This is a genomic window from Pseudomonas sp. NPDC099000 (genome assembly GCF_044759925.1).
Classification (GTDB): Bacteria; Pseudomonadota; Gammaproteobacteria; order Pseudomonadales; family Pseudomonadaceae; genus Aquipseudomonas.
The window spans coordinates 82,298-107,083 of sequence record NZ_JBIWAF010000015.1 but is presented as its reverse complement, the minus strand read 5'-3'; the positions used below and the strand labels follow the sequence as shown (position 1 = coordinate 107,083).

18 protein-coding genes and 1 pseudogene are annotated in these 24,786 nt (G+C 56.9%); 12 read left to right on the top strand and 7 right to left on the bottom strand.

The window, feature by feature from the left end; all coding sequences use genetic code 11:
• Positions 1-16: 16 nt before the first annotated feature.
• Positions 17-1,018 (top strand): annotated as a pseudogene (locus tag ACIQV9_RS18355) (chitinase); the annotation flags it as partial.
• Between the two features lie 143 nt (positions 1,019-1,161).
• Complete coding sequence (locus tag ACIQV9_RS18350; protein ID WP_403104251.1) at positions 1,162-1,749, top strand: NUDIX domain-containing protein; 588 nt, start codon at positions 1,162-1,164, stop codon at positions 1,747-1,749.
• A gap of 184 nt (positions 1,750-1,933) precedes the next feature.
• Here the strand turns inward: ACIQV9_RS18350 and ACIQV9_RS18345 are convergent, their stop codons facing one another.
• Positions 1,934-2,449, bottom strand: a complete 516-nt coding sequence (locus ACIQV9_RS18345) for a methylated-DNA--[protein]-cysteine S-methyltransferase (RefSeq protein ID WP_403104248.1) — start codon at positions 2,447-2,449, stop codon at positions 1,934-1,936.
• Between the two features lie 135 nt (positions 2,450-2,584).
• Between ACIQV9_RS18345 and ggt the strand changes: the two genes are divergently transcribed.
• Complete coding sequence (gene ggt, locus ACIQV9_RS18340) at positions 2,585-4,312, top strand: gamma-glutamyltransferase (protein ID WP_403104245.1); 1,728 nt, start codon at positions 2,585-2,587, stop codon at positions 4,310-4,312.
• A 68-nt stretch (positions 4,313-4,380) separates the two neighbouring features.
• Positions 4,381-4,920, top strand: coding sequence for a cysteine hydrolase family protein (locus ACIQV9_RS18335; protein WP_403104243.1), 540 nt, complete (start codon positions 4,381-4,383; stop codon positions 4,918-4,920).
• On the opposite strand, the gene ACIQV9_RS18330 is transcribed toward ACIQV9_RS18335, so the two are convergent.
• Positions 4,910-5,809 (bottom strand): LysR family transcriptional regulator, encoded by a 900-nt coding sequence (locus ACIQV9_RS18330; protein WP_403104240.1) that lies wholly within the window; start codon positions 5,807-5,809, stop codon positions 4,910-4,912. The genes ACIQV9_RS18335 and ACIQV9_RS18330 overlap by 11 nt on opposite strands.
• Positions 5,810-5,957: 148 nt before the next feature.
• Between ACIQV9_RS18330 and ACIQV9_RS18325 the strand changes: the two genes are divergently transcribed.
• The 4 genes from ACIQV9_RS18325 (at position 5,958) to ACIQV9_RS18310 (ending at position 11,029) form a co-directional block, all read left to right on the top strand.
• Positions 5,958-7,457, top strand: coding sequence for a purine-cytosine permease family protein (locus ACIQV9_RS18325; RefSeq protein ID WP_403104238.1), 1,500 nt, complete (start codon positions 5,958-5,960; stop codon positions 7,455-7,457).
• Positions 7,454-8,293, top strand: coding sequence for a nitrilase family protein (locus ACIQV9_RS18320; RefSeq protein WP_403104236.1), 840 nt, complete (start codon positions 7,454-7,456; stop codon positions 8,291-8,293). Before ACIQV9_RS18325 ends, ACIQV9_RS18320 begins: the two co-directional genes overlap by 4 nt.
• A 421-nt stretch (positions 8,294-8,714) precedes the next feature.
• The gene (locus ACIQV9_RS18315) at positions 8,715-10,325 is read left to right on the top strand and encodes an RNA-directed DNA polymerase (protein WP_403104234.1); all 1,611 of its coding nucleotides are present in this window, start codon (positions 8,715-8,717) and stop codon (positions 10,323-10,325) included.
• Positions 10,322-11,029 carry a hypothetical protein gene (locus ACIQV9_RS18310; RefSeq protein ID WP_403104232.1) on the top strand — a complete coding sequence of 236 codons (708 nt, stop codon included), beginning with the start codon at positions 10,322-10,324 and terminating at the stop codon, positions 11,027-11,029. The genes ACIQV9_RS18315 and ACIQV9_RS18310 overlap by 4 nt, the downstream gene beginning before the upstream one ends.
• A 120-nt stretch (positions 11,030-11,149) precedes the next feature.
• Here ACIQV9_RS18310 and ACIQV9_RS18305 read toward each other — a convergent pair whose 3' ends face one another.
• Positions 11,150-11,872 carry a hypothetical protein gene (locus tag ACIQV9_RS18305; RefSeq protein WP_403104229.1) on the bottom strand — a complete coding sequence of 241 codons (723 nt, stop codon included), beginning with the start codon at positions 11,870-11,872 and terminating at the stop codon, positions 11,150-11,152.
• Between the two features lie 1,032 nt (positions 11,873-12,904).
• On the opposite strand from ACIQV9_RS18305, the gene ACIQV9_RS18300 reads away from it, so the two are divergent.
• Entirely contained in the window at positions 12,905-13,264 is a 360-nt protein-coding gene (locus ACIQV9_RS18300) for a DUF6124 family protein (protein ID WP_403104227.1), read from the top strand.
• 177 nt (positions 13,265-13,441) lie between these two features.
• Here the strand turns inward: ACIQV9_RS18300 and ACIQV9_RS18295 are convergent, their stop codons facing one another.
• The 4 genes from ACIQV9_RS18295 to ACIQV9_RS18280 all read right to left on the bottom strand — a co-directional run bounded on the left by ACIQV9_RS18295 (position 13,442) and on the right by ACIQV9_RS18280 (position 19,073).
• Positions 13,442-15,007 carry an amino acid permease gene (locus tag ACIQV9_RS18295; RefSeq protein ID WP_403104224.1) on the bottom strand — a complete coding sequence of 522 codons (1,566 nt, stop codon included), beginning with the start codon at positions 15,005-15,007 and terminating at the stop codon, positions 13,442-13,444.
• Between the two features lie 126 nt (positions 15,008-15,133).
• Entirely contained in the window at positions 15,134-16,294 is a 1,161-nt protein-coding gene (locus tag ACIQV9_RS18290; RefSeq protein WP_403104221.1) for an iron-containing alcohol dehydrogenase, read from the bottom strand.
• A 3-nt stretch (positions 16,295-16,297) separates the two neighbouring features.
• Positions 16,298-17,689, bottom strand: a complete 1,392-nt coding sequence (locus ACIQV9_RS18285) for an aldehyde dehydrogenase family protein (protein ID WP_403104218.1) — start codon at positions 17,687-17,689, stop codon at positions 16,298-16,300.
• A gap of 10 nt (positions 17,690-17,699) precedes the next feature.
• Positions 17,700-19,073: a glutamine synthetase family protein gene (locus ACIQV9_RS18280; protein ID WP_403104214.1), complete on the bottom strand. Its 1,374-nt coding sequence runs from the start codon at positions 19,071-19,073 to the stop codon at positions 17,700-17,702.
• A gap of 391 nt (positions 19,074-19,464) precedes the next feature.
• On the opposite strand from ACIQV9_RS18280, the gene ACIQV9_RS18275 reads away from it, so the two are divergent.
• The 3 genes from ACIQV9_RS18275 to ACIQV9_RS18265 all read left to right on the top strand — a co-directional run bounded on the left by ACIQV9_RS18275 (position 19,465) and on the right by ACIQV9_RS18265 (position 24,741).
• Positions 19,465-21,366: a potassium transporter Kup gene (locus ACIQV9_RS18275; RefSeq protein WP_403104212.1), complete on the top strand. Its 1,902-nt coding sequence runs from the start codon at positions 19,465-19,467 to the stop codon at positions 21,364-21,366.
• 178 nt (positions 21,367-21,544) lie between these two features.
• Positions 21,545-22,549, top strand: a complete 1,005-nt coding sequence (locus ACIQV9_RS18270) for a helix-turn-helix transcriptional regulator (RefSeq protein ID WP_403104210.1) — start codon at positions 21,545-21,547, stop codon at positions 22,547-22,549.
• Positions 22,550-22,878: 329 nt separating this feature from the next.
• Positions 22,879-24,741: an amidohydrolase gene (locus ACIQV9_RS18265; RefSeq protein WP_403104207.1), complete on the top strand. Its 1,863-nt coding sequence runs from the start codon at positions 22,879-22,881 to the stop codon at positions 24,739-24,741.
• The last annotated feature ends 45 nt before the right edge of the window (positions 24,742-24,786 follow it).

Sequence of the window (24,786 nt, the reverse complement as noted above, 5' to 3'; positions counted from 1 at the left end):
TCTGAAGGAATAGAACATGTCTACTTTCGACTTTACGCTACTGAAATCGCCACTTGCCGATGCGGCTTCGTTGATGCCGAGCATTGCTGGCAAAAAGATCCTCATGGGCTTCTGGCACAACTGGCCCGCCGGGCCGAGCGACGGTTACCAGCGTGGCCAGTTCGCCAACATCGCGCTGCAGGATGTGCCCAAGGATTACAACGTGGTGGCCGTGGCCTTCATGAAGGGCAACGGCATCCCGACCTTCAAGCCGTACAACCTGTCTGACGCCGAGTTCCGTCGCCAGGTCGGCGTGCTGAACAGCCAGGGCAGGGCGGTGCTGATTTCCCTCGGCGGTGCTGATGCGCACATCGAGCTGCACAAAGGCAACGAACAACCACTGGCCAACGAAATCATTCGTCTGGTGGAAACCTACGGCTTCGATGGGCTGGACATCGATCTTGAACAGAGTGCGATTGATTTCGCCGATAACAAGACCGTCCTGCCTGCCGCGCTGAAACTCGTCAAGGACCATTACGCCGGTGAAGGCAAACACTTCATCATCAGCATGGCGCCGGAGTTCCCGTACCTGACCACTGCCGGCAAGTACGTCGGCTACATCCAGGCCCTGGAAGGCTATTACGACTTCATCGCCCCGCAGTATTACAACCAGGGCGGTGACGGAATCTGGGTACCGGAAGCCAATAACGGCAATGGCGCCTGGATTGCGCAGAACAACGACGCACTGAAAGAGGATTTCCTGTTTTACCTGACGGAAAGTCTGGTGAGCGGTACTCGCGGGTTCACCAGGATCCCGGCGGACAAGTTTGTGATCGGCCTGCCCGCCAACGTCGATGCGGCGGCCACCGGTTACGTGATCAACCCGGCGGCAGTGGTGAATGCCTTCAAGCGTCTCGACGCCAAGGGGCTTTCGATCAAGGGCCTGATGACTTGGTCGGTGAACTGGGACAATGGTGTCAACAAAGACCAGGTGCCCTACAACTGGGAGTTCAGCCGTCGTTATGGGCCGTTGATCAACGGTAAGCGGCTCTCGTCCCACGAGGAAGGGCTTGCGGCGCCTGAAGTCGCCAGCCAGCCGTAAAAAGAAGCCCGGCAGAAATGCCGGGCTTTTTCTTTTTCGCCTACCATGGCGATCTTCTGACGAAAAAAGGATGCGTTGTGATGGCGAATACAGCCGAACGGGTCAACATCATCGAAACCCAGGTGTTGTCCCACGACTGGTACCTGCTGAAGAAAATCACCTTCGACTATTTGCGTAACAACGGCGACTGGCAGCGTCAGACGCGCGAGGTGTACGACCGGGGCAATGGCGCGGCCATTCTGTTGTTCAACCGCGAGAAAAGAACCGTCGTGCTGACGCGTCAGTTTCGGCTGCCGGTGTTCGTCAACGGCCATGATGGTTTGCTGATCGAGGTCGCGGCCGGATTGCTTGAGGGCGCTGATCCTGAAGAACGCATCCGCGCCGAAGCCGAAGAGGAAACCGGTTATCGCGTTCACCACGTGCAAAAGGTGTTCGAGGCCTACATGAGCCCAGGCTCGGTCACCGAAAAACTGCATTTCTTCATCGCCGAATATGATGCGGCGTCGAAAGTCAGCGAGGGCGGTGGGCTGGAAGAAGAAACCGAAGAGCTGGAAGTGCTGGAGTGGACCTTCGACGAGGCGCTCGAGGCGTTTTATCGCGGGGAGATCTGCGATGCGAAGACCGTCATGCTGTTGCAGTATGCGGCGATGAAAAATATCTTCGCCTGAACGACGCTTTCCCCTTGTGGCCGCTGTCCTGTGGCGAGGGGATTTATCCCCGTTCGGCTGCGAAGCAGTCGTGAATTCAGACGACGGGGTGCATCAGATAGACCGTGCGCTCAGGTTTTACGACTGCTTCGCAGCCGAACGGGGGCAAGCCCCCTCGCCACAAGGCAGCTGTTGTTTTGGTCAGTCAGAATAGTTCGCCCGTTCTGCTGGCCCCGGACCACTCGCAACCTTCCAGCGTCAACAACCGCTCCTTCGCCTCAAGCCCACCCGCAAACCCCGTTAACTTCCCCGATGCCCCAATCACCCGATGGCACGGCGCAACAATCGAGATCGGGTTCTTGCCATTCGCCGCGCCCACCGCCCGGACCGCGCTCGGATTGCCAATCTGCTCGGCAATCTCGCTGTAACTGCGTGTCTCGCCAAACGGAATGGTCAGCAACGCCTGCCACACCTTCTTCTGAAAGTCCGTCCCGGCAAAATCCAGCTCCAGTTCGAAGCGATTACGCGTGCCGGCAAAGTATTCCTGCAGCTGTAAAACGGCGCGTATGAGGATCGGATTGTCCGGGGCTTCGCTCATCGGTCCGAGCCTTACGCGGTTGGGCTTGTCGTTTTCCCAGAGGATGGCGGCCAGTCTTGAATCTTTCGCAACCAGCTTCAGCTCGCCGACCGGGGACGCCAGGGTGGTGAAGGTGTAAGTCATGCCGGCGAACTCCGCAGAAGGGCTGAACAGAGGCCAAGCATACTGCCTCGACGAGGAGGCGCAATACGCAATCCCAGCCATACTGCCTACTGCTCTTGAAGCGTTTTCCTACTTAAAAGAAGAAGAGACCGACTCATGAAGTTCGAACCTTTTGCCAAATCGCTGATTGCGACCTCATTGGCGCTCAGCTGCCTCAGTGCCTACGCGGCCTCCGTGGCGCCGGTTGCGGCCGAAAACGGTATGGTCGTCACGGCCCAGCATCTGGCCTCCCATGTGGGCGTCGATGTGCTCAAAAACGGTGGCAATGCCGTCGATGCAGCCGTCGCGGTGGGTTATGCGCTGGCGGTGGTTTATCCCGCCGCGGGTAACCTGGGTGGCGGTGGTTTCATGACCGTTCAGTTGGCGGACGGGCGCAAGACTTTTCTCGATTTCCGCGAAAAAGCCCCCTTGGCCGCCACCGCCAACATGTACCTCGACAAAGAGGGCAATGTTGTCCCGGAGCTGAGCACCCGTGGTCACTTGGCGGTCGGCGTGCCAGGCACCGTGTCCGGCATGGAACTGGCGCTGAAGAAATACGGGACCAAACCCCGCAAGGAAGTGATCGCCCCAGCGATCAAACTTGCCGAAGACGGTTTTGTGCTGGAGCAGGGCGATGTCGAATTGCTGGAATACGCCACCGACGTCTTCAAGAAAGACATAAAGGATTCCGGCTCGATCTTCCTGAGCAATGGCGAGCCGATGCAGGTCGGGCAAAAACTGGTGCAGAAGGATCTGGCCAAAACCCTGCGGGAAATTTCCGAGAAGGGCGAAGACGGTTTCTACAAAGGTTGGGTGGCCGACGCCATCGTCACCTCCAGCCAGGCCAACAAGGGCATCATCACCCAGGCCGACCTCGACAAATACAAGACCCGTGAACTGGCACCGATCGAGTGCGACTACCGTGGTTATCACGTGGTCTCGGCACCGCCGCCAAGCTCCGGTGGTGTGGTGATCTGCGAGATCATGAACATCCTCGAAGGCTACCCGATGAAAGACCTGGGCTACCACTCGGCCCAGGGCATGCATTACCAGATCGAAGCGATGCGCCATGCTTATGTGGACCGCAACAGCTACCTCGGCGACCCGGACTTCGTGAAAAATCCGATCGCCCACCTGCTGGATAAAAACTACGCGACCAAAATCCGCGCAGCGATTGATCCGCAAAAGGCCGCCGTATCCAGCGAACTCAAACCCGGCGTAGCCCCCCATGAAGGCAGCAACACCACGCATTACTCCATCGTCGATAAATGGGGCAACGCGGTGTCGGTGACCTACACCCTCAACGACTGGTTCGGCGCCGGTGTGATGGCCAGCAAAACCGGGGTCATCCTCAACGACGAAATGGACGACTTCACCTCGAAAATCGGCGTGCCCAACATGTACGGCCTGGTGCAAGGCGAAGCCAACGCCATCGCGCCCGGCAAGGCACCGCTGTCGTCCATGAGCCCGACCATCGTCACCAAGGACGGCAAAGTGGTCATGGTCGTCGGCACGCCCGGCGGCAGTCGCATTATCACCGCGACCTTGCTGACCATCCTCAACGTGATCGACTACGGCATGAACATCCAGGAAGCGGTCGATGCACCGCGTTTCCACCAGCAATGGCTGCCGGAAGAAACCAACCTGGAAACCTTCACCACCAGTGCGGACACGGTGAAGATGCTCGAAAGCTGGGGTCACAAGTTTGCCGGGCCACAGGATGCCAACCATGTGGCGGCGATCCTGGTGGGCGCGCCTTCGCTGGAAGGCAAACCGGTGGGCAAGAACCGCTTCTATGGTGCGAACGACCCACGTCGTAATACCGGGTTGTCGCTCGGTTATTGAGGGTTGTTTTTCAAAGGGGACAGATCTATTTTCTGTCCCCTGATCCATTGACTTGCAAGGAAGTAACCATGACTACAGCACTGCTGATTATCGACGTCCAGCAAGCCCTGTGTGCTGGCGAGTACGAATGCTTTGACATCAAACGCGTCATCGAGAACATCAACGGCCTGAGCGCCAAGGCCCGAGAGGCCAGTATCCCGGTCATCCTCATCCAGCACGAAGAAAAGGGCGACCTGCTACAACATGGTTCTGAAGGCTGGCAGCTGGCCGAAAGCCTCAAGACTTCACCAGAAGACCTTCGCGTGCGAAAAACCACGCGAGACTCGTTCTACCAGACCCACTTGCAATCCCAGTTGCAAGATTTGGGCACCGACCGCCTGATCATCTGCGGCCTGCAAACCGACTATTGCGTCAACGCCACCGTCCGCCAGGCCCTGAACCTGGGCTATGACGTGGTGCTCGCCGCCGACGCGCATTCCACCGTCGACAACGGCAACCTCGCCGCCGAAGACATCATCGCCGAGCACAACGCAGACCTGTCGCACTTGACGGGCCCCGTGGCCCGGATCGACGTCATCCCGGCCAGCGAAATAGCGATTAAGAACTGAAAATATCGATCAGCTCGTTCAGGAACGCACTCACCAGATCCCGCTGACGCGCTGAATGCCGGACCGCCGCATGAAAGCCGACCTCATAGCGCAGCAGCTCGGGATTCAGCGGATGCAACTGCCCCAGCTGTTCATGCTTCGCCGCATAGTGCTGCGGCAAAAAGCCCAGGTGCTGGCCCGACAGAATGAGTAGCGCAGCGCCGTCCATGCTGTCGGTGAGTACAGTCAGGCGTTCGATCGAGGTGGGCGCAGGCATTTCCGGCAAGGGGTGGCTGGGCCATACCCAGTCATAATCGCGGACGTCATCCCGGGTCAGCTCGCCCACGTGCTCAAACAGCGGGTGAGCGGGGGCGCAATAGGCGATCTGGGTTTCCTGGAACAAGGGAAAGTAATCGATGTTGGGCAAGCGGTGCCAGAAGTAACCGATCGCCAAATCGATATGGCTGTTGATGATTTTCTCTTCCAGCAGCGATGACGACAGTTCCGTGAAGTGGAAATACAGGCCTTCATGTCGGGCCCTTAAACGCGCAATGGCGAGGGCGATTTTCTTGTTGGCAACGGGATCGATTTGACCGAGCAAACCGATATTGATGTTGCCCGACACTTTACGGTTGATGTGCTGGACCTCCACCCGAAAGCCTTCGGCCGCCGCCAGCAATCGGCGGGCCGCCTCGACAAACTGGCCGCCCTTGGGCGTCACCGAAAATCCGCCGCGCCCGCGCTCGCACAGGCGAAATCCCACCCGCGCTTCCAGCGTCGCCAATTGCGCACTGATGGTGGGCTGAGTGGTGTTGAGCGCGGTTTGCGCGGCCGAGATACCGCCCGCCTCAACGACGGTCAGAAAGACCCGGATCAAACGCAGATCCAGTTCCGATACAGTGCCCAGCATGGGTGTCCCTCAATGTTCACTCACATAGACGCAGATCTATGTGAACAGTGTGCCTGCGATATTTTACAGCCCTGCCTCAGGCCCTACATTGCAATGAAACCGGCGCTCTGCCCATAAAAACAACAATCAACTGCATAGGAACAATCGTATGTCAGGGTCTCCTCATTCTGCGCACGCCCTCGAGGCGAGTGGCGGGTTGGCCATCGAAGGCCACTCGATCGATTACATTCCGGAAAACGAACGTCACGCCAAGCTCAGCAGCCAGGGCCCTTTCTGGTTTTTGGGCAACTTCCACTTCTTCACCATCTCCATCGGTTTTGTCGGCCCAAGCCTCGGCTTGTCGGCGCTGTGGACGATGCTTGCCGGTGCGCTCGGCATCATGTTTGGCACCATTTTCATGGCCTTCCACGGTTCGCAAGGCCCCGAAATGGGGCTCCCGCAAATGATCCAGTCGCGCGCCCAGTTCGGATATCGCGGAGTGATCCTGGCCTTGATGGCGACGATGTTTGTGTTCGTCGGCTTCAACGTGGTGAACATCTCGCTGATCATGAACGGCCTCGAACACGTCTTCGGCATCGACCCGACCATTGTCGCCATCGTTGTGGTGCTGATCGGCGCGCTGCTGTCGATTTACGGCCACGACCTGATGCACAAAGCCTTCAAATGGGCGTTGCTGGCGACCTTGCCGCTGTATGCGCTGGTCACCATCGCCCTGATGTTCGGCGCCGGCCAAGAGGGCGTCGCACCAGCGACCGATCTGGGCTTCAGTTGGGTCGCGTTCGCCACGCTGTTTGCCATCGGCGCGAGCTACAACATTTCCTACGCGCCCTATGTCTCCGACTATTCCCGTTACCTGCCGAAAAACACCAGCCGGCCAAAACTGATCGCCGCCATCTTCATCGGCGCATCGTTGTCGGGCGGCTGGATGATCGGCCTCGGCGCCTGGCTCGCGCAGCAGTTGAAAGCGGCGGATGCGCTGGTGGCGCTGAACCAGGTCGGATCGTCGATGATCCCGGGCCTGGGCAACGTGCTGGTCATCGTCTCGGTGTTGGGCTTCCTGCCGATCATCGCGCTCAACACCTACAGCGCCATGCTGACGTTATTGACGGGCGTCGACTCGATCAAAAAGATCACGCCGACACCCCGCGCCCGGGTGACGTCCATCTCCGCGATCAGCCTCATCCTGTTGACCTGCGTGCTGTCGATCAAAGGCGACGGCATCGCGCTGTTGAACACCTTTCTTGTGTTGCTGTTGTACTTCCTCGTGCCCTGGACCGCAGTCAATCTGGTCGACTACTTTTTCGTGCGCAAAGGCCGCTACGCGATCCCGCACTTCTTCACGCCGAAGGGCATTTACGGCGCCTGGCAATTTCGAGGGATCGTCTCGTACCTGATCGGTTTTGCCGCGATGGTGCCGTTCTTCTACATCTTCGATGCCGCCGCCGGTAAAGAAGTGTTCGTCGGCCCGCTGGCGCGCATGCTCGAAGGTGTGGACATCGCCTGGCTGGTGGGCCTGGTGGTGTCGGGCCTGACGTACTACCTTCTCAGCCGTTCGATCGACCTTGAATACGAACGCCGGATCATCGACTCAATTACCGAGAGCGACATTGTTTCCATGGCTCATCAGCCAGTGGAGGAGGGACGTTGAACAACGCAAAAAATACCGTGGTCGCCTGCTGCCAGGTGGCACCGAAAATAGGCGACCTCGCTTACAACCGGACCCTGACAGAACGGGCGATTCGCTCGGCGGCGTTGCAGGGGGCTCAAGTGGTGGTACTGCCCGAACTGGTGCAGAGCGGCTACCTGTTTGCTGACCGTGACGAAGCGTTGTCCTTGTCCGAAACAGCCGACGGGCCAACCCTGCGCCTGTGGACGGCGCTGGCGAAAGAATTGAACCTCGTTGTCGTGGGCGGATTCTGCGAGCGATTGCAAGGCGATGAACTGGCCAACAGCGCGGCGATGATCGATGCCCAGGGCCTGCGCGCCGTGTATCGCAAGGCACACCTGTGGGACGCGGAAAGCGAAATCTTCAGCCCCGGCAACGACGCGCCGCCGGTGGTCGAGACGGTGCACGGGCGGATCGGCATGCTGATTTGCTACGACCTGGAGTTTCCTGAATGGGTGCGCCTGCCGGCGCTGGCCGGCGCGGAGTTGCTCTGCGCTCCCGTCAACTGGCCCGATGGGCCGAGGCCTCCGACCGAGCGCCCGGCCGAGGTGGTGCGGGTTCAGGCTAATGCTTCGGTGAACCGGATGTTCATTGCCGCGTGTGATCGGCATGGGCATGAACGCGGGGTTGGTTGGGTGCAGGGTTCGGTGATTGTTGATGCGGATGGTTACCCATTGGCCGGGCCGGCGGAGCAGGGGGGGGAGCAGATTTTGTTGGCGACACTTAACCTTGCTGAGGCGCGGAATAAGCGGATTAGTGCGCGTAATGATTTGTATCGGGATCGGCGGTTGGGGTTGTATGGGTGTGTTGAGGAGTGAGGCGGTAGGTCGATTCTGTTTCGGTTACTAGATGCCGTGGTTGGGGGGCTGCCTGACCGCCAAACTGCTTCTGGCCGATTTTCTGCCTGTTACGAAGGACAGAAAACGGCCAATAGTGGACGTTCAGCCCGGTGGTTGATTACGGCTCAAACTGGTGGGTCACAGTGTCTGTTAACACTGATATCTTCAATCCTGCATGTAGGAACACATCAATCGCTTGGCATTTACAATTAAGTAATTGGAATAATACCCCATCCTATGCTAAGAACATAAGACAGGCTCTTGTACCAAGCCAAAGGCAAAAGCGCTAACTTTTCCACTGCGAGAAAGGAGTTTTTATTGAAAACGCGGCGCTCAAGTCTAAGAATCGCAAAGTATTCAATCCACATTATTATTTAACAACAAACTCATGGAGAAGAGTGTGCCAATAATTAAGAAAGATACTTTTAGGTTGGCGGTTAAGAATGTTGCCAAATTTGGCGATACCGATATATTTCCTTACCCCATAGAAAATCACATATTTAATGACAAAGCAGATGGTGTTATCGCCGTTCTGGAAAGCATCGATAAGGATTTTGATGTGGCGGTAAAAAACATCCCCATCCTGACATCAAAAAACTTGTCAGTGGTCGGATATAGTGGATTCAGATGGGGCACACAGATCGATCCAATTTGGAACGTATATTTGCTTGCTTTAGTGCTAACGATAGCAGAGCAGATCGAGAGCAAAAGATTAAGCTCGGACATAGTTTTTTCTTATAGATTTAAACCAGACACGACGACAGGCTCCTTATTTGATAAAGAAATTGGCTGGCAGAGCTTTCAACATGCATCGATCGCGCATGCCCAAAATAATAGTTATGTACTTCGATGCGACATATCTGACTTCTACCCAAGAATATATCATCATCGCTTAGAAAATGCCCTTAAGAAGGCTACTAGCAATGGAGATATAATTAATCGTATTATGACGATACTACAATCTATATCTGATAATGTTTCATATGGCTTGCCAGTAGGTGGAGCTGCTGCAAGGATCCTCAGTGAGATTTTGCTAAATCGGGTTGATCGGCTTCTTGTAAGTGAATCCATTACTTTTTGTCGTTTTGTAGATGATTTTGTTATCTTTGCAAAAAACAAGGAAGAAGCATACTCTGCGCTGATTTCACTAAATGACTTGCTCTTGACTAATGAAGGTTTGTCACTGCAAAAAACAAAAACTAGGATCATGACATCAAAAGAATTCTTGTCAACCTCTGAATTTTCTGCGCCCGAGGAACACGAAGCTGAGCGCGATTCGGAAGAGCGAGCGTTTAGACGTCTCCGCGTCTACTTCGATCCATACTCTCAAACCGCTGAAAGCGATTACGAGAAACTCAAGGCTGAACTATCAAAGTTTGACATTGTCGGGATGCTTGGTCGGGAGCTCTCTAAGAGTCGTATTGATGAAGGGCTGTCCAGGAGACTGATATCCGCGCTAAAGCATTTGAAACCAGCAGTACAAAATGATGCTGTTAAATCTCTTATAAATAGTCTGGATCTTTTGTACCCCATATATCCAGCGGTAATGCTTTTGTGTCGCGGCCTAATTGACACTCTAGACTCGAGCGTAAAGAATGAGCTTTTTTTGAAGCTAAGGGGTCTTGTTTCTTCTGGGTCTTACATAATACAAGTACCAACAAATTTATCCTATACGTTAAGAGTTCTATCTGCTGACTTTTCCGAAGAGTCAGAAAGACTGCTGTCTTTGCTTTACAAGCAACCTCTAAGCATGATGATAAAGAAGGATATCATACTCATGATGGCGCATAGAGGCGCAGATCACTGGGTGTCAAACTGTCGAAAGAGTTATGCTACGTTAACGGTTTGGGAACGTAGAGCCATGTTGATAAGCTCTTATATACTTGAAGATGAGGGGCGACATTGGCGCGACTCTGTAAAGCATGAATTGAATGACTTTGAAAAGCTTATACTGACTTGGGCTGCAGATGCAAAGCAGAAAAACCCTCAGGGCTGGAGGGTGCCAGTATGATATCTGAACAGAAATTCTCTTCCAGCTTCACATCGCTATGGCACGAAATCATCCCTCTTGCCGATACTTACTGGCGCCGAGAAAACTTAAGGATTGTTCGTCAGGTTTTACCGATAGACAATGTAGCGCCTATAAGCTTGAGAGGATTTCTGAATGAACTTGCATTTGAAACTTTCAGCCGTGCCAGACTTGAGGGCTTGCTACCTAGGAGCGAAGTCATACTATCAGTCGCGGAAGACTGTATCGAAAGCGTTGCCAAATACATACTAAGAATCACAGGCGACGAAAATTCTATTGCATTGCATCTTGATAACACATGCAAGCAAGAGGTGTTTGGGATGGCTCGTAACTTAATGCTATCGTTCCCAGACAATAATAGCTTCCATATTAGGCCAAGCTTTTCTGGCTGTGGAGTGGTATCTGCATGCGAGGGTGACCTAATATATAAAGACTGTCTTTATGAAATTAAAGCCGGAGACAGAGGTTTCAGGGTTAGTGATATTAAGCAGCTATTAATATATTCCAGCTTGGCATTTACGAAGGGAGAATTAAATTTCTCTAAAGTCGGCTTATTCAATCCTCGGAACGGATATTACTGGGAGCGTACTTTAGACAGATTATGCATAGAGCTCAGCGGCATGCGTGAAAGTGATGTGCTTTCGAGTATTGCGGGCAGTATGACTCAATTAGCGATTTCTAGATAAATAATCGTTAAATACGGGGGGGGCTTTCGGAAAGAAATCGCCCCGCCCCCGGATTGTTAGTAACTTGAAATTATTTATATCTCCAGTAGCTTTTATTCAAATCTTACAGTGCCAGAAAAATTACTTTGTAAAAGCCAAAGCTTGGCCAAGAGCTTTAGTTATGCCCCCCTTCAACTCTTCGGCAGTATCAAAAAAAACGATTCTTTTTGATTGAAGGTCAAATGGCACGTCATTTCCTTGCTCACATATAAGAATGACCGGTTTGTTTAGGGCGTGTGCGATTCCTAATTCGTAAAATACATTAGGATTTCTGCCAGTTATGTTGGCAACGACAACTCTAGCGCTGACAATTGCTTTCAGTATTTGATTAAATATATCCCCGCCTGAGGCTTTTTCATCACCCCTTTGAACCTCAAGCCCTAGCGCATTAGCAGCCTCAACTACCACAGTATAATCCGCGTAATAATCAGAGTGAAATGGTGTAAGCATGAAGACAAGATTGCTGCTATCGGTAATATTCTCAACGTCAACTCCATGCGAGATCAGAAATGACGACGGCTGCTGCATATATCTCGATTTGCTGTAAATATTTCGGTCATCCTCTTGCCCTGATAGCACAAGGTGATTTACTTCACGCCAGCGAAGCTCGGATGACGCAAAATTTTTATTTAATTCAAGAGATTGCCGCTCCATGTGGGAGCGAAAATCGTCCATTTTTATGATTTCAATCTCAAGCAGGCGCTCCTTGAACTTCAAATAATGCCTGAATCCTAGGACTATCAAAAAACCAAAAACATTCATAGTTATGAATATGTACAAAGGGATTCTAAAATCTTCCCACATAAGTTTTCCTCACTTCACATGTTGTAGTGCGAGATAAAACATGACGGAACTTATGGATAAGTTCATTGGGAAGGCCCAATAATAATGAGCACCCAATTTCGTCAATACAGAACCATCACAAACGCGCCATAGCACAGTGGAAATTATGCTGAATATTAAATAAATTAGCAGAAACACAACGAGTATTTGGGCGCCATGCTCTGGTTCCATGACGGCCTTCACAAATAAGCTAACTATGAGAAAAGAGACGTCCAGCGGAAGAGAAGCAACGGCCTTTAAATAATCTACTCTATCAGGTTTGTGGAAAATATATAGGCGGAAGACTTGCTTGAGCACTATCAGTATTACAGCTGCGAGTATGGGCCACGACCAACAAATTTCCATCCACCTCCCTCCGAATTTAGAGCTAATCCATCATGGCGCTCTACGAAATAGAGGCAGGATGCTACTACTCTTCGGCTATTGGTGTCGATCAATGGTTAGGTATACGAATTGATCGCGCCCTTCCAGTGACCAGAGGCAGTGCTAAGGGCGGACGTCCGCTTTTGGCCGATAGCAGACTGATTCAAGAGACTATATTGCTGACACAATTGTGTCGGTCACCCTTGAAAATACGCCAGAAGCTTCGTAGGTGTTTTCGAAGCTTTCACCGCCTGTAGGAAACGCGCATCAGCTTTTTCAACAACTCTTGAGGGCGCATGTTTAAACACCCTGAACGTTACGTCCTGAAAGCTACAAAACCTTGCGCCGTTGCCTACGACTGCACCAGAATCCGCCGGCTTGTGCGCTTTTGGGCCGCTCGGTAACTTGGTTCGTGTCACTGCCCTTCAGTGATCGGGTTTAGCAGCCCGTCGTGACGAAGCGTATCTGCATCCAGACAGTCGGGTCATTTCATGCCTGCACTTTATGGTAGCTGTGCGCAGGGCGCCCTCGGGCGCGCCGGATTTCGTCTCCGCCGGTCTGCTAACCTGCACACAGCTGCCACCTTACGTTTAGCAGCGTTCGGTGATGGCTCCATATGGAGACAGAAATATGTTTAAGGCCACACCAAACCCACCAGACACCGATCCAGTTTCCCCCTACGAACCCGATTCAAAAAAACTCAACGACGCCGCCGAACGCGCTCTCGACTTCCACTTCCCATCAAACGCCGACATCAAAGCCACCCCGCGTACCTCCAGCAAGCTGTTCTCCGTGGACCCAGACGCCACGGCCGAAACCCTGGCGGTTTTTCTGGTCGAGACGCTGGCGTCGGTGGATGTGATGGTCCATCAGTTGGTGGATCATTTGGAGGGGGAGTCGCGTTATGCCTTGTTGGGCATTTCAAACAGCATCATGGTTGCGGAGATTACGGCGAACCGGGTGTTGGATAGGGTTGAGCCGTCTAAGTAGTCGCTGTTATTTGGCGAGGGGGCTTGCTTCTGCTGGATAGCGGAGCGGGCCTAACAGATGGGCCTGCTGCGCAGGCCAGCGGGAGCGAGCTCCCTCGCCACAGGTTGTTTGTTGTTTGTTCTATTTGTGTTCGTAAAAACGGGACGCTTGGCGTCCCGTTTTTTTATGCCGGTGGTGTCAGCCTCCGGCGCGTTTGTTTAGCGCCTCTTCCGCTGCAGCAATTTCAGCCTGACGCTTGATGATCACGTCGCCTATCGGCGGCCCCTGGAAACGTCGGGCTTCGAAACCGAACCAGACAATCGCCGTCAGCACCAGAAAGCCGATGGTGATGTACAGCGCCCAATCGTTCGGTGGCTGGATGCCGATGATGAATATGATCACCATCGAGAGGACTGAGAGCAGGGCGAACACGGTGTACCAGAAGCGCCCCATGTTCCACGGCCCCATGGTCGGCCACTTCGACGTCCCGTAGGCAAACAGGCCGAGCACGATGGGAATGATGAAAGAGAAGAACAGGAAGATCACCGTGCAGGAGACCACGATCGTATAGACCGGCGTTTCACCGACCGAGATCACCGACGATCCCCAGACAAACAACACCGCGAGGGTGGCGCCGGTCCAGATGGCCGCCACCGGGCTGCGCAGGGTCGGTGAGACTGAGGCCAGCGCTTTGGAGAAGGGCAGGCCGCCGTCACGGGAGAAGGCGAAGATCATGCGTGACACCGAGGTTACGGTCGCCAGTCCGCAAAGGAATTGCGAGATGAAAATGGCCACGTACAGCGCCGTTTTTACTGTCGGGTTCACTTGCGTGTCCATCGCCCAGAAGAACACGGCCCAGCCATGCTTCGCCGCTTCGTCCATGCTCGGCAGCATCAGCACAAACGAGCAGAGCATGACCCAGCCGAACAGCAACGACCAGACCACCGACATCACCATGCCACGCGGCACGGACATGGCGGCATTGCGGGTTTCTTCGGAGGTGTGCGCGGAGGCGTCATAACCGGTGATGGTGTAGATCGGCAAGAGCAGGCCGAGCATGAAGATCCAGCCGTTCGACACCTGTGGCCAGACGCTGCCGCCCGCTTCGCCGGAGTAGTTGCCGAAGGTCCATAACCGGGCGAACTCATAACTGGGTGCCGAGATCAGGCAGACGATGGTCAGCGCCAGTGCCGTGGCGAAGATCAGGTAGCCCGAGAAGTCGGTGAGCTTCGCGGTCAGGCCGATGCCCAGGTGGTTACACAAGGCTTGCAGGCCGGTGAGGATCGCCAGGAAAATCATCCGCGTCGTGATGGTGTCTTCCATGCCCAGTGCCGGTCCGAAGGCGCCGAAAAAGAAGTAGTAGGTGCCGACGTTGATCGCGCCGAGCACGGTCACCAGACCCAGCAGGTTGAACCAGGCCGTCAGCCACCCGGTGAAGCGGTTACCGAGAATCGACCCCCAGTGATAGAGGCCGCCAGCGGTGGGGTAGGCTGAGGAGATCTGCGCCATGGCCATGGCGAAGACCCCGGAGATCAGGCACCCGATTGGCCAGCCGATGCCGATGGCCGCGCCGCCCGCGCCCGAGGTGCCTTGGGCGAGTGAGTTGATGCCACCCGAGAGGATGCAGATGATCGAAAAGGAAATGGCAAAGTTGGAGAAAACGCCCATGCGTCGCGAGAGCTGCTGGGCGTAGCCCATGCTGTGCAGCACCTTGACGTCATCGTCGTGCGGCGCGCTTGTGCCGGGCTGACTTGCTGGATTCATGTTGTGTGCCCCTTCAGGTTTTGATACGCATCCATCCGGGTCCCGGATGGGCTGGCTTTCAACCCCTTGTCGTACTGCTCCTTTTCCAACCGGTGCAACCTGTCCATGCATGGACAGACAACTGCTCTAAATACGGCCGTGATACGCCGCCGCGAAAATGTTTGCCGCGCCTTCCCGGGTCAATGGCAGCGGGTTGCCGCCGGCAGAGGGGTCGACGATTGCCATGTCCGCAATCAGATCAGCTTGCCGATCATCCACGCCCAGGTCCTCCAGCGTGTGCGGCACGCCGATGTCTTTGCGCAGCTTCAGGATGAAGGCCAGGAAGCTGTCGAAGCCGGGCGATGGCAGACGCAGATAAGCGGCCAGGCGCGTGATGCGTTCTTCGATGGCCGGGCGATTGAATTGCAAGACGTAGGGCATGAAGGTGGCGTTGGTCATGCCGTGATGGGTGTCGTACAGCGCGCCGACCGGGTGCGAAAGGGCATGCATGCCGCCCAGGCCTTTCTGGAATGCGGTGGCGCCCATCGCGGCGGCGGCGAGCATTTGCGCACGCGCGTCAAGGTCGGAAGGGGTGTGGACGGCCCGCACCAGGGCGTTGGCCACCAGGCGCATGCCTTCCACTGCGATGCCATCGGCCATGGGGTGAAAACCGGGTGCGCAGTAGGCTTCCAGGCAGTGCGCCAAGGCATCCATGCCCGTGCCGGCGGTGACTTTTGCCGGCATGCCAACGGTCAGGGCCGGGTCGCTGATGACCACGCGGGGCATCATTTTCGGGTGGAAGATGATGCGTTTGGTGTGGGTGCGCTCGTCGATGATCACCGCCGCGCGGCCGACTTCCGAACCCGTGCCTGCGGTCGTCGGCACCGCGATGACCGGGGCGATCTGGCTTTCATCGGCGCGTGTCCAGTAGTCGCCGATGTCTTCGAAATCCCAGACTGGCCGGGTCTGGCCGCTCATGAAGGCAATGAGCTTGCCCATGTCCAGGCCACTGCCACCACCGAAGGCGACCACGCCATCGTGTTTGCCGGTGCGCCAGGCATCGAGCCCGCCGGCGAGGTTGGCTTCGACCGGATTGGGTTTCAGGTCGCAGAACAGCGCGACGCCAAGGCCGGCAGCACGCAAGGAGTCCAGCGCCGCCGTGGTGATCGGGGCGCGCGCGAGGCCGCTGTCGGTGACCAGCAACGGTCGATGGATACCCTGGCTGCGACAGACCTCGGCCAGCTCGCTGATGCGGCCGACACCGAAGCGAATGCTCGTGGGGTAGTTCCAGTTCCCGGTCAGGCTCATGGCTCAGATCTCGTGGCGCAAATGGAAGGATTTTGCTCGGGTTAGATGCTCGTAACCCAGGCGCGACAGCGTCACGCCGCGCCCGCTGTTCTTCACCCCGGTCCAGGCCAGGGCCGGGTCGAGGTAATCGCAGCGGTTCATGAACACGGTGCCGGTGTCGATCTCATTGCCCAGGAATTCGGCGGCGGAAAGGTCCTGGGTCCAGATGGAAGCGCTGAGCCCGAACTCGCTGTCGTTCATCAAGGCAATGGCTTCGTCATCGCCGGTCACCGGCATGATGCCGACCACCGGACCAAAGCTTTCTTCGCGCATCACCGACATTTGATGATTGACGTCGACCAGCACCTGCGGCGCGAGGTAGGCGCTGCCCGGCGCATCGGCGGGAAAGGCCTTCGGATCGATCAGGGCCTTTGCGCCCTTGGCCAGCGCATCGGCGATCTGCCCGCGCACGAATTCAGCGGCGCCCGGGTTCACCAGCGGGCCGAGGGTGGTGGCTTCATCCAGTGGATTTCCCAGCATGTATTGATTCGTCAGTGCGACGAAACGCTCGACAAACGCCGGGTAGATTTTTTCATCGACATAGATTCGCTCCACGGCGCAGCAGCTTTGCCCGGAGTTGAAGAAGCTGCCGTCCACCAGGTTTTCCACCGCGTGGTCGAGGTTGGCGTCCGCGCGGACGTAGGCCGGGTCTTTGCCGCCGAGTTCCAGGCCCAGGCCGAGGAAACGGCCCGTGGCGGCGGTTTCCATGGCCTTGCCGGCGTTGACCGAACCGGTGAAGTTCACCTGGTGCACGCGGCCGGAGGCGATGATTTCGCCGGTCTGGTGATGATCGAGCAGCAGGTTCTGGAACAGGCCGTCGGGCAGATGGGCGCGGCGAAACGCCTCGGCGAACCGTTCACCCACCAGCAGTGTTTGCGAGGCGTGTTTGAGGAGGACGCTGTTGCCGGCCATCAGCGCTGGAATGATCGTATTCACGGCCGTCAGATAAGGGTAATTCCACGGTGCGATGACCAGCACCGTACCGAGCGGCTCACGTTTGATATGCCGTCGAAAACCGGCGACAGGTGTAGGCTCAACGGCTGCCAACGCTTCAGGCGCAATAGCAATCATGTGCCGGGCGCGCTCTTCGAAGCCGCGCAGTTCTCCCGCGCCAAAGCGCACTGGGCGGCCCATTTGCCAGGCCAGTTCCGGGACGATCTCGTCCTTCATGGCCAGCATCGCGTCCACCGCAGCAGTGCAAAACGCGGCGCGTTCGCTGAGTGGCCAGTGCTTCCATTGGGCCTGGGCGGTTGCGGCCGCCGTCAGGGCCTGTTCGAGTTGAGTCTCATCGGCACAGCGACGTTCGACATAGACCCGGCCATCGACCGGTGAGATGAGTTGAATCGTTGCAGTCATGATGGCGGTCTCAATAGCGCTCGAAACCGCGCTGCAATTCCCAGTCGGTGATGCGCCGGTCGTACTCTTTCTGCTCCCATTCGGCGGTGTGCACGTAGTGGTCGATCACTTCATCACCGAACGCTTCGCGCAGCATCGTCGACCCTTGGAGTGCGGCGCAGGCTTCGCGCAAGGTCTTCGACACTTCAGGCAAGTGTTCGTCGACGTAGGCATCGCCTTCAAAGGGCGGGGTGAGGGTGAGCTTTTCGTCGATACCGGCCAGGCCCGCGGCGATCAACGCGGCGAAGGCCAGATAAGGGTTGAGGTCGGCGCCGCCGATGCGGCATTCGATGCGGATGGATTTGCTGCTTTCTGCGCACAGACGAAAGCCGGCGGTGCGATTGTCCCGGCTCCAGACCGCCCGGGTCGGCGCAAAGGTGCCGGCCTGAAAGCGTTTATAGGAATTGATATAGGGCGCGAGAAAGCAGGTGATGTCGTTGGCATATTTGAGCTGCCCGGCCACCCAGGCGCGCATGAGTTTCGACATGCCGAACTCAGCCTTGGCGTCGAAAAAAAGCGGCTTCTTCGCGTTTTTGTCCCACAGCGAATTGTGGATATGGCTGCTGGAGCCGGCGGCGTCATAGCGCCACTTGGCCATGAACGTGATCGCCTTGCCTTGCAGCTGCGCGATCTCTTTGCAAGCGTGCTTGATGATGACGTGGTGGTCGGCCATGGTCAGCGCGTCGGCGTAACGAATGTTGATCTCTTCCTGCCCCGGGCCCCATTCACCCTTGGAGTTTTCCACGGGAATGCCGGAGGCTTGCAGATGCTTGCGAATCGCCCGCAGCACTGGTTCCTCGCGGGTGGTCTGGAGGATGTTGTAATCCTCGATGTAGTGGCCGGCGGTTTTTGGCTTGTGGTAGTTGCGCTCGTGGATGGCCTCGTAGCTTTCGTCGAACAGATAGAACTCAAGTTCCGAGGCGAACATGCCGGTGTAGCCGCGTTCGCGCAGTCGCTCGATCTGTTTTTTCAGAATTGCCCGCGGGCTGTGCGGCAGGTCGCGTCGATGGTGATGATCGAGCACATCACACAGCACCAGCGCCGTGCATTCGAGCCAGGGCACCCTTCGCAACGTCGACATGTCAGGCTTGAGGACAAAGTCGCCATAGCCTTTGCTCCAACTGGCGGCGGCGTAACCCGGCACGGGTTCCATGTCGATGTCGTCGGCCAGCAGGTAGTTGCAGCAGTGGGTTTCTTCATGGCCGCTGTCGATGAAAAACTCGACCTGGAATCGCTTGCCGACCAGTCGGCCCTGCATATCGACCATGCAAACAAGAACAGTATCAATCTCGCCGGAGGCGGCAGCACGCTTGAGTTGATCAAAACTGAGGAGGGGCTCGGTCATCACGTAGTCCTGCGTGAAATGGTTGGGCCTGTCTGAAATAGCTGTTGCAGACGCTCTCCAGAACAACCCGAAACCTGCAGACGCGAGCATCGTGTGCAATTAGCTGCTCTAAGCTTAGCTGAATGTTGCTGAGCGCAAGTTTTCTCGCGAGGAGGCAAAAATGGCGAAGAAGAGAGCCCGACACGTACCGACGTCTCGAACTGCAGCCCCCGGATTACCGGGCTGCCGTAAAAGTTTTTACGCTTTCTTTACGAACGGTGTTTTTGCCCGCAACGATACTGGGCGCGATTTTTTTGATCGTCCATGCGCCTTGTTTTTCCAATGGCGCTGGCAAACTGTATTGCCCAAGGATGGGATGCACTTCCTCCCCGCAATTTGAGAGAAGCGACCCTTGAGTGAGACAGCAACCGTTGCACACGAAGACTCCCCATCCAAAACCTCTGGAGTGGGCTTGCTCGTCGCCGCTGTCGGGGTGGTTTACGGGGACATTGGCACCAGCCCCCTCTACACGCTCAAAGAAGTATTTTCCGGCCACTACGGCGTCCAGGTAAACCACGACGGCGTTCTCGGTATTCTGTCGTTGATCTTTTGGTCACTGATCTGGGTCGTCTCGATCAAATACGTACTGTTCATCCTGCGTGCCAACAACCAGGGTGAAGGCGGCATTATGGCGTTGACGGCCTTGGCCCGTCGTGCGGCCGCACCTTATCCGCACATGAGCAAGGTCCTGGTGTTGCTCGGCCTGTTCGGTGCGGCACTTTTTTACGGGGACAGCATGATCACCCCCGCCATCTCGGTGCTCTCTGCGGTTGAAGGACTTCAGCTGGCGTTTGACGGGATAGAGCACTGGGTCGTGCCCTTGTCAGTGATCGTGTTGGTGGCGCTGTTCTTGATACAGAAACATGGCACGGCTCGAATCGGCATCCTGTTCGGCCCTGTCATGGTGCTGTGGTTTGTGGTGTTGGGCGCACTCGGTGTCTACGGTATTTTGCAGCGCCCCGAAGTCCTGCAAGCGCTTAACCCCGCTTGGGCCGTGCAATTTTTCGTGGTTCATCCGGGCATGGGTGTAGCGATTTTGGGCGCTGTCGTGTTGGCACTGACCGGTGCTGAAGCGCTGTATGCCGACATGGGCCACTTTGGTCGCAAACCGATTTCCCGTGCCTGGTTCATTCTGGTGTTGCCAGGGTTGGTACTCAATTATTTTGGCCAGGGTGCGCTGATCCTGGAGAACCCGGAGGCTGTGCGCAATCCGTTCTATCTGCTCGCGCCGAGCTGGGCGCTGCTGCCGATGGTCGCGCTGTCCACACTGGCGACCATCATCGCTTCTCAAGCCGTGATTTCTGGCGCTTTCTCCCTGACGCGCCAGGCCATCCAGTTAGGGTACGTCCCTCGGATGTTTATCCAGCACACCTCCAGCCAGGAACAGGGGCAGATTTACATCGGCACGGTCAACTGGGCGCTGATGGTCGGTGTTGTGCTGCTGGTGATCGGCTTCGAGTCGTCCAGTGCCTTGGCCGCTGCCTATGGGGTCGCGGTGACGGGCACCATGTTGATCACCACCATTCTGTCTTCGGCGGTCGTGCTGCTCCTCTGGAAAACGCCGCGCTGGCTGGCCATCCCGATGCTGCTCGGCTTTCTGCTGGTCGACGGCCTGTACTTCGCCGCCAATGCGCCGAAGATTTTTCAGGGCGGTGCGTTTCCGGTGATCGCCGGCATTGGCCTGTTCATCTTGATGACCACCTGGAAGCGCGGGCGAAAAATCATCGTCGAGCGGCTGGACGAGACCGCACTGCCTCTGCCGTTGTTCATCAGCAGTATCCGTTCGCAACCTCCACATCGCGTGCAAGGTACAGCGGTTTTTCTGACGGCCAGGGCCGATGCTGTCCCGCATGCGCTCTTGCATAACTTGCTGCATAACCAGGTTTTGCACGAGCAGGTGGTATTGCTCACTGTAGTGTCCGAAGACAGCCCTCGGGTAAGTGCTGATCGACGCTTTGAGGTTGAAGCTTATGGCGAAGGGTTCTTCCGGGTCAGTCTGCACTTCGGTTTCATGGAGGAGCCCGATGTACCTATGGCCTTAAGTCTTTGTCACTTGAATGAGCTGGATTTCAGCCCGATGCGCACCACCTATTTCCTCAGCCGGGAGACGGTGATCCCCACCAAGCGCATGGGTATGGCGCGCTGGCGAGAAAGTCTGTTCGCGTTCCTGCTGAAGAATGCCAACAGCAACCTGAAATATTTCAGATTGCCACTAAACAGGGTGATTGAACTGGGGACTCAGGTGGAGATGTAGGGCCAAACAAGGAAGCGAGCCGGGTCAGTTCACTCACAGAGTTTCTGTGTGTGAACTGAGGGTTGATTGAGGCGACTATTGGCAAACAGCTGTACAACCTGAGCCGCTCGCTGGACGCCATGACTCGGCCTATGCCATCGTCGAAAAAATACGTCGTACAGCGAACAGGATCAGGACGATGGAGGAGGGTGACGAGGTCGGCGCAACGCCGTCGATGGCAACGCTGAAAGCGTTCAATCGTTGCGTGCTCGACCTGGGGCGGCTTGCCCGGGATCGCGGCGCCTCGCAGTTCATCGCTGAAGGCCTGCAAGCGTTCAGCCAACTGGTGCCCTTTGCGTCGGCGTGGTGGGGCGAGATGTCCGCGTCAGCCGGCAACGCACCGCCTAAGAGCTGGATGCACGGGCGCATCAACCTGCCCGAATCGTTTGCCGCCGAATGGCACATGAGCGCGGGCCGCGACAAATTCTCCCATGACACGTTGAGTCAACCCGGTGCGGTCGTGCGCGACAGCGGGTTTACCGACCCCGATGAAGCCGTGGACGCCTTCGCTCGGCGCCACGACCTCTACCACCCGATGTGCATCACCTTCGAGTTGCCCGAGAGCGGCCTGATGTTCTTCGTCTGCCTCTACCGTGGCATGGAGGCTGCGACGTTCAACGACAGCGAGGCCGCGTTGTTTTCGGCTTTCTGCGACCACCTGTTGCAGCTGTGGCGGTTCCAGGTGCAAGACATGATCCGCATCGACACCGGCAACGGCGCGACCGACTTCGGCGTGGCGCGCATGGACGGCAGTCTGCTGTACATCGGCGCAAGCCTGTGCGCCGCCATTCAGCGTGAGTTGCCCGGGTGGAGCGGTTCGATGCTACCGGCCGAGGTGATTACGCAACTGCAAAAAGCGCCGTGTGTAATGCGTCTGGGCCGCTGTGCGCTGACACTGAGTCCGAACGCGGAGCATGTGATTCTGTCGCTCGAAGCGCAGTCACGCGCGGCAGTGCTCGCACCACGGGAGCGGACGGCGGCGATGCTGTTTGCCGCCGGTCATTCCTATAAAGAAATTGCAAAGATCCTGACCTTGAGCCCGGCGACAGTGCGCACTTATCTGCGCAACTGTTACTTGCAGCTTGGCGTGAAAAGCAAGGTAGAACTGGGTTCCGTCCTGCGAGACGCCACGCGCCGCGATTAACTCCCCCAATCTTCCTAACTAAATGCTCATCCCCTGTGGGAGCGAGCTTGTGGCGAGGGGATTTATCCCCGTTGGGCTGCGAAGCGGCCCGGGCATTTCAAAGTTAAACCGCGTCTACGACTGCTTCGCAGCCGAACGGGGATAAATCCCCTCGCCACAAGGCCCGCTCCTACCAGAGGAAATTGTTGCTGGGCTATTTGTGTTGCCCCTCCTCATTTGTGGAGGTCCCGCAGGCGGCCGCGCTCTATAGGGTATGCCCTGCATATCAGGGGCTTGCACGGCAGTCTGCCCGGGCCACTTCAAAAACTATAAGAACAGAGGTGAGGCAGTTGAAATTTTCCAGGCTGTTTATCGCGGTTGCGACCACTACGGCACTTTCTTCCATGGCGCTGGTGGGGTGTCAGACCCAGGGCTCGACGCCCGCTGACATGGTGATGCGCAACGGCTACGTCTACACCGTCGATGGCCAGAACTCCGTGCAGCAGGCGATTGCCGTGACGGGCGGGAAGATCGTCTATGTCGGCAGCGACGAAGGGGTTTCCTCGTATATCGGCAAGCAGACCCAACTGATCGATCTGGCCGGACGCATGCTGATGCCGGGCTTCATCGATGCGCACATGCACCCGGGGGACGGTGGCCGCGCCATGACCTTGTGCGACCTGAAATACCAGACAATGACGCGCAAAGTGTTCCAGGAAACCATTCAAGCGTGTCTGGACGCCGACAAGGACAAGGGCCCCGATGTCTGGCTTGAAGTGGGCAGCTGGGACCGCATGGGCATGGACGGACTCGACGGCGACCCGGACAAATCGACGCTGGACGCACTCAAGACCCAGCGCCCGATTCAGGTCCGTTCCACCGACTTCCATACCGTGCTGACCAACTCCCGCGGCCTGGCAGTGGCCGGCATCAAGAAACACACCGCCAATCCGAGCGATGGCAAATACGTGCGCGACAGCGCCGGCAACCCGACCGGTATCTGCGAAGACGGCGCGGCCGATGCCATGGCCGCCGTGGTGCCGCCCGCCACCGATGCAGAGAAACTCAACCAGACCCGGGCCGCGCTCGACGCGATGCGCCAACAAGGCATCACCAGTTTCTTCGATGCCTTGTCAGGGCCGGAAAGTGGCAAGGCGTTCACCCGCCTGCAGCAGTCGGGCGAGCTGACGGCCCGGGCGTTGCTGGCGATCAAACTGGACCCGGCCGCCGCCGCGGCAGACCCGACAAAAACCATCGCCGACGCCAAGGCATTGGCCACGACTTACGACCAGGGCGAAGCCCAACCCGCGCCGGGCGTGAGCATGCGCCACGTCAAATTGTTCATGGACGGCATCATCAATGCGCCGGCGGACACGGGCGCAATGCTGACACCGTACCTGCGCAATGCCGGAACCGATGCAGCACCGAAATGGACACCCGGCACCAACGTCGGTGAGCTGTACTTCCCGCCGCAAGTGCTCAAGCCGCTGCTGTTGCAAGCCGTGCAGGCCGGCCTCGACCCGCACCTTCACGCCACCGGGGACCGTGCGGTGCGTGACTCACTGAACAGCATCGAATACGTGCGCCAGCAATTGCCCGGCAATGGTTTTCGCCCGGCCATCACGCACAATGAGTCCGTGGACCCTGCCGACTATCCACGCTTCAAGGCACTCGACGTGACCGCCAACATGTCCTTCCAGTGGGCCCAGCAGGCGCCGTCCACGGTCGATGGCACCAACGATCATCTGGGCGCCCAGCGTTTTGCCCGCATGGAGCCATCGGGCAGCATCGCTCGTGCCGGCGGCCGCGTGGCGTATGGCAGCGACTGGCCCGTCGACCCGCTCGACGAGTTCCTCGCTCTGAAGATCGGTGTCACCCGCTCAGGCGACCCGCAAAATCCCCACAGCTACGGCCCCAAGTACGCCGGCAGGCTGAATGCCGACCCGGCGCTGTCACGCACGGACGTGCTGCGCACCATCACCATCAACGCTGCCGAGCAGCTGAAACTGGACGCTGTTGTGGGCTCGGTGGAAGTGGGCAAATTCGCCGACCTGATCGTCCTCGACAAGAACTTCATGCAGGTGCCTGAGGATGAATTAGCGCGCAATAACGTGCTGCTGACCATGGTTGGCGGCAAGGTCGTGTGGGCGAAGGCGCCGTTTGTGGGGCTTCAACCGCAACCGGCCCAAGTCGCCATGACTAAACAACAGTAAGAACAACTGCCTGCCCAATCCCTGTAGGAGTGAGCCTTTGTGGCG

What these genes read in the sequence shown, in the direction of transcription:
- ACIQV9_RS18305 (WP_403104229.1), bottom strand. Translation starts at nt 11,872, where the DNA reads ATGTGGGAAGATTTTAGAATCCCTTTGTACATATTCATAACTATGAAT.
- ACIQV9_RS18310 (WP_403104232.1), top strand. Translation starts at nt 10,322, where the DNA reads ATGATATCTGAACAGAAATTCTCTTCCAGCTTCACATCGCTATGGCAC.
- ACIQV9_RS18270 (WP_403104210.1), top strand. Translation starts at nt 21,545, where the DNA reads ATGGAGGAGGGTGACGAGGTCGGCGCAACGCCGTCGATGGCAACGCTG.
- ACIQV9_RS18330 (WP_403104240.1), bottom strand. Translation starts at nt 5,809, where the DNA reads ATGCTGGGCACTGTATCGGAACTGGATCTGCGTTTGATCCGGGTCTTT.
- ACIQV9_RS18335 (WP_403104243.1), top strand. Translation starts at nt 4,381, where the DNA reads ATGACTACAGCACTGCTGATTATCGACGTCCAGCAAGCCCTGTGTGCT.
- ACIQV9_RS18345 (WP_403104248.1), bottom strand. Translation starts at nt 2,449, where the DNA reads ATGACTTACACCTTCACCACCCTGGCGTCCCCGGTCGGCGAGCTGAAG.
- ACIQV9_RS18285 (WP_403104218.1), bottom strand. Translation starts at nt 17,689, where the DNA reads ATGACTGCAACGATTCAACTCATCTCACCGGTCGATGGCCGGGTCTAT.
- ACIQV9_RS18300 (WP_403104227.1), top strand. Translation starts at nt 12,905, where the DNA reads ATGTTTAAGGCCACACCAAACCCACCAGACACCGATCCAGTTTCCCCC.
- ACIQV9_RS18280 (WP_403104214.1), bottom strand. Translation starts at nt 19,073, where the DNA reads ATGACCGAGCCCCTCCTCAGTTTTGATCAACTCAAGCGTGCTGCCGCC.
- ACIQV9_RS18325 (WP_403104238.1), top strand. Translation starts at nt 5,958, where the DNA reads ATGTCAGGGTCTCCTCATTCTGCGCACGCCCTCGAGGCGAGTGGCGGG.
- ggt (WP_403104245.1), top strand. Translation starts at nt 2,585, where the DNA reads ATGAAGTTCGAACCTTTTGCCAAATCGCTGATTGCGACCTCATTGGCG.
- ACIQV9_RS18290 (WP_403104221.1), bottom strand. Translation starts at nt 16,294, where the DNA reads ATGAGCCTGACCGGGAACTGGAACTACCCCACGAGCATTCGCTTCGGT.
- ACIQV9_RS18350 (WP_403104251.1), top strand. Translation starts at nt 1,162, where the DNA reads ATGGCGAATACAGCCGAACGGGTCAACATCATCGAAACCCAGGTGTTG.
- ACIQV9_RS18295 (WP_403104224.1), bottom strand. Translation starts at nt 15,007, where the DNA reads ATGAATCCAGCAAGTCAGCCCGGCACAAGCGCGCCGCACGACGATGAC.